The 2852-nt window shown below is 72.2% G+C and carries 3 protein-coding genes; all 3 read left to right on the top strand.

The genetic code is table 11. The annotated features are described in order from the left end of the window. A partial coding sequence (locus tag G5C65_RS34915; RefSeq protein WP_165303079.1) for a magnesium transporter MgtE N-terminal domain-containing protein occupies positions 1 to 868 on the top strand: 868 nt, incomplete at its 5' end. A 2-nt stretch (positions 869 to 870) separates the two neighbouring features. Further along, entirely contained in the window at positions 871 to 1410 is a 540-nt protein-coding gene (locus G5C65_RS34910; protein WP_165303078.1) for a DUF1003 domain-containing protein, read from the top strand. Positions 1411 to 1622: 212 nt separating this feature from the next. Further along, entirely contained in the window at positions 1623 to 2780 is a 1158-nt protein-coding gene (locus tag G5C65_RS34905; RefSeq protein WP_165303077.1) for an Mrp/NBP35 family ATP-binding protein, read from the top strand. Positions 2781 to 2852: the final 72 nt, after the last annotated feature.

Raw genomic sequence — 2852 nt, 5'->3', positions numbered from 1 at the left:
GGCACGGGGCGGGGCGCTGCGGCGGCGGGGCGGCGAGACGCTGACCGTCGACTGGGAGGCGGTCACCGGCTTCGCGCTGGAGGAGCAGCAGCAGGGCGCGGCCAACCTGCTGGCCACGTTCGACCAGCTGCGCCCGGCCGACCTGGCCAACGTCCTGCATCACCTGTCCGAGAAGCGGCGCGCCGAGGTGGCCGCCGCGCTGCACGACGACCGGCTGGCGGACGTCCTGGAGGAGCTGCCGGACGACGACCAGGTGGAGATCCTCGGCAAGCTCAAGGACGAGCGCGCGGCCGACGTCCTGGAGGCCATGGCCCCGGACGACGCGGCCGACCTGCTCTCGGAGCTGCCGGAGGAGGAGAAGGAGCGGCTGCTGGGCCTGATGCAGCCCACCGAGGCGGACCCGGTGCGCCGGCTGCTGGCCTACGAGGAGGGCACGGCGGGCGGCCTGATGACGCCCGAGCCGATCGTGCTGCGCCCGGACGCCAGCGTCGCCGAGGCGCTCGCCCGGGTGCGCAACGAGGACCTGCCCGCGCCGCTCGCCGCACAGGTGTACGTCTGCCGCCCGCCCGACGAGACGCCCACCGGGAAGTACCTGGGGCTCATCCACTTCCAACGGCTGCTGCGCGAGCCGCCGTTCGCGCTCGTCGGCTCGGTCGTGGACACCGATCTGCGCCCGCTGCCGCCCGGCACCACGCTGCCCGCGCTCACCAGCTATCTGGCCGCCTACAACATCGTCTCGGCGCCCGTGGTCGACGAGGGCGGCCATCTGCTGGGCGCGGTCACCGTGGACGACGTCCTGGACCATCTGCTGCCCGACGACTGGCGCGAGGCCCGTGGGGGCGCGCCGCCCGGACTTGAGGGGGCGTGAGCATGGCCGAACGCGACCGGCTGGACGTCCCGCGCACGCCCCGGCGCAGCCTGCTGCCGGACTACGACCCGGAGGCGTTCGGACGGATGTCCGAACGGATCGCCCGGTTCCTGGGGACGGGGCGGTTCATCGTCTGGATGACCGTCGTCATCATCGTGTGGATCGCCTGGAACGTGCTGGTGCCCGAGGCGCTCCGGTTCGACCGCTACCCGTTCATCTTCCTCACCCTGGCGCTCTCGCTGCAGGCGTCCTACGCGGCCCCGCTGATCCTCCTCGCGCAGAACCGGCAGGACGACCGGGACCGGGTCAATCTGGAGCAGGACCGCACGCGCAACGAGCGCAGCATCGCGGACACCGAGTTCCTCACCCGCGAGATCGCCGCCCTGCGGATGGGCCTGGGCGAGGTGGCCACCCGGGACTGGATCCGCTCCGAACTGCAGGAGATGGCCAGGGAGCTGGATCGTTACCAGGCACCGGCGTCCCGGGACGGCGCGGTCGATCACCCGCCGAACCGGGCACCGAAGCGTGCACCGGACAAGTGAGCAAAGCCGCAGCCCCCGGCTGGCGGAGGCCCGCGCGACTCGCCGTACGATGCATGTGTGACTCCGCTCCCCGCCCGAAGGAGGGGGGCTTCCAACCCGAGGGTTGCGGTCCAGCCCGAACCGACCCCGTGCGGGGCTGGGAGAAAGTACCACAACCAGGGAAAGCGATTCCCCCACTGGCTGAGGCTGGTGGTTCCCTCGCTAGGAGACTGATGGCTACCGAGACCCACGACACCCTCCCCACCGAAGACGCGGTGCGCGCGGCGCTCGCGACGGTGAACGACCCGGAGATCCACCGGCCGATCACCGATCTGGGGATGGTCAAATCCATCGGCATCGCGCCCGGCGGAGCCGTCGACGTCGGGGTCTATCTCACGGTCGCCGGCTGCCCGATGCGCGACACGATCACCTCCACCGTGACCGAGGCCGTGCAGCGCGTTCCCGGCGTCACCGGGGTGACCGTCGAGCTGGACGTGATGAGCGACGAGCAGCGGCGCGAGCTGACCGCCTCGCTGCGCGGCGGGAAGGCGGAGCGCGAGGTGCCGTTCGCGCAGCCGGGCTCCCTCACCCGCGTCTACTGCGTGGCCTCCGGCAAGGGCGGCGTCGGCAAGTCCTCCGTCACCGTGAACCTGGCCGCGGCGCTGGCGGCCGACGGGCTGAAGGTCGGCGTCGTGGACGCGGACATCTACGGCCACTCGGTGCCCCGGATGCTGGGCGCCGAGGGGCGGCCCACCCAGGTCGAGGACATGATCATGCCGCCGTCCGCACACGGTGTGAAGGTGATCTCGATCGGGATGTTCACGCCCGGGAACTCTCCGGTGGTCTGGCGGGGGCCGATGCTGCACCGCGCGCTCCAGCAGTTCCTCGCCGACGTCTACTGGGGCGACCTGGATGTGCTGCTGCTCGACCTGCCTCCGGGCACCGGCGACATCGCCATCTCGGTGGCCCAGCTGATGCCGAACGCGGAGATCCTGGTGGTCACCACCCCGCAGCAGGCCGCGGCCGAGGTGGCCGAGCGGGCCGGCTCCATCGCCGTGCAGACCCACCAGAAGATCGTGGGCGTCATCGAGAACATGTCAGGGATGCCCTGCCCGCACTGCGACGAGATGATCGACGTCTTCGGCACCGGCGGCGGCCGGCAGGTCGCCGAGGGCCTGACCCGGACGACCGGCGCCGAGGTGCCGGTGCTCGGCGGCATCCCGATCGACCTGCGGGTGCGCGAGGGCGGCGACGAGGGCAAGCCCGTCGTCCTGACCGACCCGGAGTCGCCCGCGGGAGCGGCGCTGCGCGCGGTGGCCGACAAGCTGGGGAACCGGCAGCGCGGGCTGTCCGGCATGTCGCTGGGGCTGACGCCGAGCAACAAGTTCTGACGCCCGGGAGGCGCGGGCGCCCGCGCCTCCCGGGCGTCAGAACTTGTTGCTCGGCGTCAGCCCTGTCTCTTA

The organism is Streptomyces boncukensis (assembly GCF_011045075.1).
Classification (GTDB): domain Bacteria; phylum Actinomycetota; class Actinomycetes; order Streptomycetales; family Streptomycetaceae; genus Streptomyces; species Streptomyces boncukensis.
The sequence above is the reverse complement of the archived record's forward strand: the minus strand, read 5'-3'. Positions and strand labels throughout refer to the sequence as shown.